Below are 4,837 nucleotides of genomic sequence, written 5' to 3' on the forward strand. Positions count from 1 at the left end.
TATTAGGCCCAATACCAGCGTTCTTGTAACCAGGGGCAAAGTAGCAAATTTTATTAATATATACATGTTTTTCAGTAACAAAAAGGGTTTCAATTAATAATGTTACGAATAATTTTTGATACAGTATTTTGTTACAACGAATTCAAGGGTTATAGAATCTATTATTTTTAAGCACTTCATGTAACATAAACGTTCAGTATTGTTACACTGAGAATAATCCTTAGCGTGGGTTTTATGTTAGTACATTGGTTGTCCCCCCCTTTAGAATTCATTTCTGTTATACTTAATCAGAGATGGAAAAAAGTGAGAGAGAGAGATGCAATGAAGCAAATTATCATTTCTGTCATATGTTTTGCATGCTTAATTTTAACCTACATACCTTTTAAAAATAAAAAACGTTAAGTTTTTACTTTGCCCCCGGTTACAGCAACGCTGGTACTGGGCCTATTTAGAAGACTATTAAAAGTCCTCCAGATTGTTTAGCTGGGGGACTTTCGTGTTCACATAATTATCGTTATTGGAAGTTGTATGGACTGTTCTTCATTTACAGGCTTTGATACTATTTGTTAAAACAGGTAATCCTAATTTCTCCGTCTTGGAATTGGATGGGCGTACTTGAATCTGTACCCCTTTCATTTCTGCCGTAATAATGTCAATTCTCCCCGCCCAAGTAGGATCATCATCTTCTTTAGAAGGATACAGTTTGAATCGCCAACTAATTTCCTCTGGAATGAAGGCAAAACCTTCGTATGTATCGTAATTACCCAAAGTGCTTGGGTCAGGTAGGTGTACACCCAGAATGCTTATATTTGTTCGTGGAAAACTCGGTGTTAACTTGACCTTATAGACCAAAGCAACCCCTTTGGCATTCTTGTCTGCTTTGTTGAGTGGATTTAGTATAACACTGCATGGTAGGGATGCTGATGCACTTGCTTGTGCTTGATACGGGCTTACAACAATGGTCATACATATTACTAATGTCACGATAAACTGTCTCATAAGTTCCTCCAAAGTTTTTTTAGGTTAGTTTGCCTTTACAGGATTTTAATTATGAACACAGCAAACGTGACAAGTAGGCTGTATATGGTATTCATGTTCGGTTAACATAACGTCTCATTATCGGAAATCCGTTTTTCGCTTCACATCTCGCTATTTTTCAGTTGGTTCCCTTTGTTAATGAGTGGACGAATAAACCAGAAGAGAATGAGCATATAACCTACAATGACAAGTATAGACCAAGGTTCTCCTCTTTTGAGTTCGTCAATCAAATGTTCTGCTTCATTCTTTCCTTCGGGTCGTCCTATGCTATAAAGCAGGGAAACAAATGGAACAAGAAGGGTAGTCAAAACAACAGAAGCAGACAACCACTTCTCTTTTTTCTTAAATAAGCTGTACAGAGCTGTTACAAAAGCTAACAATAGAAAAATATAATAAACACTCCAAAACCAAGTAGGAAGTGATTCAAAAGCCATTTGGTTACACCCCTTTCTTATATAAGTGTAATTTTATACTAAATGAGTAATGTGTACGAATAATAAAGTAGTTAAAAAATAATAAAGTCCTTTAACAAATAAAATAGTTATTTAAAAAGATGATATGAAATTGGGTATTCATATCATCTTTTTATGTTGTCAAGTATACTGAACGTAAGGTTTTTTGATTTTTTGTATTTTTCTATAATTTACTGCGAAATAAGAGTGTATAATACATCCTCAAACGATAGAATTATTAACATGTTACGGTTAAATGAGAAAAGATTATGAGAGAAAGCGAAGGAGCCAAAATGAAATCTAAAATATTACTCACTATTGGAACGATGGTCGTTGGAGGAAGCGTATTAACAGCTTGCGCAGTGACGAAATCGGATGAAAAGGTGAAATCAAGCCCAAAAGTAGAAGCGGTTAAAAACGTTGCTGATCCGAATAAAGAATGGAAGGATTTATCAATGAATAGTGATGGAGCTGCGGTCGATTTTCCTACAAATGCGAAAGGTTGGATTGCATATGAAGTCGATAAATTTTCAAAACCAGACCCGAAAGGTGCCGATGCAAATTTTGATGAAGGATACGATTACTATCTGAAAGCGAAGTCTGTTTCATATGTTATGGGCAGATACATTCGAGTTAAAGGCGTAGACCTTGAAAAAGACTTTGAAAACTTACGAGCACTTGCGGGCCGGATTGAGCATGAACAATTTGTTCGAACTGCTAACATTGATCCCGAGGGGAAAGCTGTGGAGAAAACAGAATTCGTTGGGCAATGGAAACCTACCAGTAAAAGCATGCGCAAAACATATGAATATATGACCAAGTTGTTAAATGACATAAACGTTGCAATTAATAATGACGGGAAAGGTAAAACGTTTGGTGTATCACACCAATTAGACGGCGAAGCGACAAGTGAGATGGAATCGTTCATATCATATTCTGACGAAGATAGTGAAACGGAAAATTAAATCAAGAACGTTATAGGGGTCACCATACATCGCTATCAAGCTAAGAAAACGAACCCCCCCCCTAAAATGAAAAGATTGTGGGCTTAAAACAAAGTTTAACTGTCTATAAAATAGATAAACCGAATATGTTATCTTAATAAAGGAGGTATTTCGTTTTTTTTATTGCACTAACCTGCCCCGTTAGTGCAATAAAAAAAACGAAAACTTATATATTATTATCTTTAGGTGGAGGGGAAAGAATGTTTGATAAATTAAAAAGGTTATTTAAAAAAGATAAAGGGAATGATTTAGAAGATGAGAGGTACATTTTAATTTCTGAAAGTGAGATAAATGAAGAATTAAAAAGAAAGATAGTTGAATTAGAAAGGTTAGGATCAGAATATAGTAAAGTTCTTCAAAAAAAATATATAAATGAATTTGAGAGAAAAGGAAAACGAAACCTAAAAATATGGGTTAATAGGGATATTGACGGAGATGAAATAGAAGACTTAAATTCTGAGAAATGTCTAGAAAAAGAATATCGTTCTGAAATAATAATAGATTTTAATGATGTTACTGTTGAAGATGATGAATATGCAGATTACATACAGTTATGGTATTACTATGGTGGTTATTTTAAAGGTACTGGGACTTTATATGATACATCAAGAAATAATTTAGAAACAGATATTGAAACAGCGTTACAAACATTACTTAAATAATGGCTCTGTTAAATTTTAATGTTGATTTTTTTCAAAAAAATAATGAAGCGGTTCCATCACTTTTTTTCAGCTATCCTTTTTAACTCTTTTGCACGATTTACAATAAAATTTCTCATATATTTTTCTAAAAATAATTTATCAGCTATTTTTCCAAGAATGCCAAAAGGAGATTTATAAGAAAAGGCATCTTTCATAATAGTTCCTGTGCCACTTTCTATAAATTCGTGTGTATACGTAAAAGAGTGGAACGCTCCCTTCACCATAACATCTGTAAATTTATATGGTTTTTCCATCTCTATTATCTTAGCTGTTAATTTTTGTTTTACGCCAAGATGGGTGGCTTCCCAAGTAACTGTATCGCCATTTTCCATCAGTCCAACTGTAACACCATCAATCGCTCTTTCCTTTGTTTTACTTGTTGTCTCTGTGTGTACTTCTACGTTTCTCGCAAGATCAAAACAAACATTGATTGGTGCATCGATATAAATATCGTTTTTAATTATAGGCATATTTTATTTACCTTTCATTTGTTTAGTATTGAAAACAGATAAGCGTAGACTATCATAAGTATCAGTCATTTCAAATACAAATGATGTTAATAGAAATTCTTTAATATTGTGTTTTGTACTTTCATTGCTACGGCTATCTACAAACAAGAACCAAGTAAGGTAGTTGTCGAGATACTTTGTAGCTAAATATCTTAATCACTATTTGGCATGGTTCCAATTCCTAGAAACCATTGAATTCGAAGCCACAAAAAGCAATCTGAAGGATATGCTTATTTTCGCATGCTTTTTTCCAGTTGAAGAAACATATGATAGTCTTAGAAAATCCAAATTTATTATAGCGTGAGGAGAAAGTATGACGAATAAAATGGAACAGATTAACTTGTTAAAGTCCAAGGGAATCCTAGTCATTGAATTAAAGAACAAAAGCGAAGAGCTTCAAAAAAAGTGGGAAGAAGCGTTTGCAAAGCATCTAAGCAAATCCCAAAAAAGCAAAATTTATTTTTATCAGCATTTATGGCACGTTTTTAGCTATAATAAAATTCCATGTTTAGAACAACAAAAAGCTAGGGATGCATTTAATAAGGTAAAGAAAAATGGTTGTTATATTTTTTACCAAGACAAAGAAAATGCATTATTACTTGAAAATGCCAAAAGTTTAAAGGCAGAAAACATATTAAAGGAAATTAACGGTTATATAGAAGATGTTTATGTAGTTGATGCGGATTTTACATGGACATATGTTTTTACTCATGAAGAATATTGTGGACCATATTTCTACCAGCCATCGGAAGAATAACAAATTTATTTTTCATACAATTAACGAGTGGAGTTAATCGAAAAGAGCTAAGTAATTTTATAAAACAGCCAGACATAAATTTTTATTAAGTAACAGAAAAACGAGAATATGATTGATTAAGACAATAACTCTTATATAATATTATAGTTTTTATATGAGAAAGATTTAAAGAATAGATACAAGCAATATTATTGTGCTTGTATCTATTTTTTTGTACAACATATGTCCTCATTTACCACAACATAAAATGCAATGTTGTGATAGAAACTTACTCGTTCATCCCCATGTAAATAAACACCCCCTTTTGGTGTGCTGGTCAACATGATTAGAACAAGCATTTTATTAAGAGAATCAAAATGGTTCTGTTGCAAAGTTT

7 protein-coding genes and 2 pseudogenes are annotated in these 4,837 nt (G+C 32.9%); 5 read left to right on the top strand and 4 right to left on the bottom strand.

Features of this window, described 5'->3' with window-relative positions:
- The first annotated feature begins 234 nt into the window (after window positions 1–234).
- Window positions 235–402 (top strand): exopolysaccharide biosynthesis protein, encoded by a 168-nt coding sequence (locus tag CN326_RS25485; protein WP_141525120.1) that lies wholly within the window; start codon window positions 235–237, stop codon window positions 400–402.
- A 138-nt stretch (window positions 403–540) separates the two neighbouring features.
- Here CN326_RS25485 and CN326_RS23265 read toward each other — a convergent pair whose 3' ends face one another.
- On the bottom strand, window positions 541–999 hold the full coding sequence (locus tag CN326_RS23265; protein WP_098311316.1) for a YoqH family protein: 459 nt from the start codon (window positions 997–999) through the stop codon (window positions 541–543).
- Between the two features lie 140 nt (window positions 1,000–1,139).
- On the bottom strand, window positions 1,140–1,472 hold the full coding sequence (locus CN326_RS23270; protein WP_098311317.1) for a hypothetical protein: 333 nt from the start codon (window positions 1,470–1,472) through the stop codon (window positions 1,140–1,142).
- Between the two features lie 311 nt (window positions 1,473–1,783).
- Between CN326_RS23270 and CN326_RS23275 the strand changes: the two genes are divergently transcribed.
- Window positions 1,784–2,455, top strand: coding sequence for a hypothetical protein (locus CN326_RS23275; protein WP_230314949.1), 672 nt, complete (start codon window positions 1,784–1,786; stop codon window positions 2,453–2,455).
- Between the two features lie 239 nt (window positions 2,456–2,694).
- Window positions 2,695–3,156, top strand: coding sequence for a hypothetical protein (locus CN326_RS23280; RefSeq protein ID WP_098311319.1), 462 nt, complete (start codon window positions 2,695–2,697; stop codon window positions 3,154–3,156).
- A 56-nt stretch (window positions 3,157–3,212) separates the two neighbouring features.
- Here the strand turns inward: CN326_RS23280 and CN326_RS23285 are convergent, their stop codons facing one another.
- Together CN326_RS23285 and CN326_RS23290 are read right to left on the bottom strand one after the other, a co-directional pair.
- A complete protein-coding gene (locus tag CN326_RS23285) occupies window positions 3,213–3,665 on the bottom strand; it encodes an SRPBCC family protein (protein ID WP_098311320.1) in 453 nt (150 codons plus the stop codon).
- A 3-nt stretch (window positions 3,666–3,668) separates the two neighbouring features.
- Window positions 3,669–3,851, bottom strand: a pseudogene (locus CN326_RS23290) (hypothetical protein); the annotation flags it as partial.
- On the opposite strand from CN326_RS23290, the pseudogene CN326_RS23295 reads away from it, so the two are divergent.
- Window positions 3,847–4,008: pseudogene (locus CN326_RS23295) on the top strand (IS1595 family transposase); the annotation flags it as partial. The pseudogenes CN326_RS23290 and CN326_RS23295 sit on opposite strands and share 5 nt — an antisense overlap.
- A gap of 9 nt (window positions 4,009–4,017) precedes the next feature.
- On the top strand, window positions 4,018–4,461 hold the full coding sequence (locus CN326_RS23300; RefSeq protein ID WP_218007857.1) for a DUF4275 family protein: 444 nt from the start codon (window positions 4,018–4,020) through the stop codon (window positions 4,459–4,461).
- The last annotated feature ends 376 nt before the right edge of the window (window positions 4,462–4,837 follow it).

This window comes from Bacillus sp. AFS018417, from assembly GCF_002560985.1.
Lineage (GTDB): Bacteria > Bacillota > Bacilli > Bacillales > Bacillaceae_G > Bacillus_A > Bacillus_A rhizoplanae.

What these genes read in the sequence shown, in the direction of transcription:
- CN326_RS23265 (WP_098311316.1), bottom strand. Translation starts at nt 999, where the DNA reads ATGAGACAGTTTATCGTGACATTAGTAATATGTATGACCATTGTTGTA.
- CN326_RS25485 (WP_141525120.1), top strand. Translation starts at nt 235, where the DNA reads ATGTTAGTACATTGGTTGTCCCCCCCTTTAGAATTCATTTCTGTTATA.
- CN326_RS23300 (WP_218007857.1), top strand. Translation starts at nt 4,018, where the DNA reads ATGACGAATAAAATGGAACAGATTAACTTGTTAAAGTCCAAGGGAATC.
- CN326_RS23270 (WP_098311317.1), bottom strand. Translation starts at nt 1,472, where the DNA reads ATGGCTTTTGAATCACTTCCTACTTGGTTTTGGAGTGTTTATTATATT.
- CN326_RS23285 (WP_098311320.1), bottom strand. Translation starts at nt 3,665, where the DNA reads ATGCCTATAATTAAAAACGATATTTATATCGATGCACCAATCAATGTT.
- CN326_RS23280 (WP_098311319.1), top strand. Translation starts at nt 2,695, where the DNA reads ATGTTTGATAAATTAAAAAGGTTATTTAAAAAAGATAAAGGGAATGAT.
- CN326_RS23275 (WP_230314949.1), top strand. Translation starts at nt 1,784, where the DNA reads ATGAAATCTAAAATATTACTCACTATTGGAACGATGGTCGTTGGAGGA.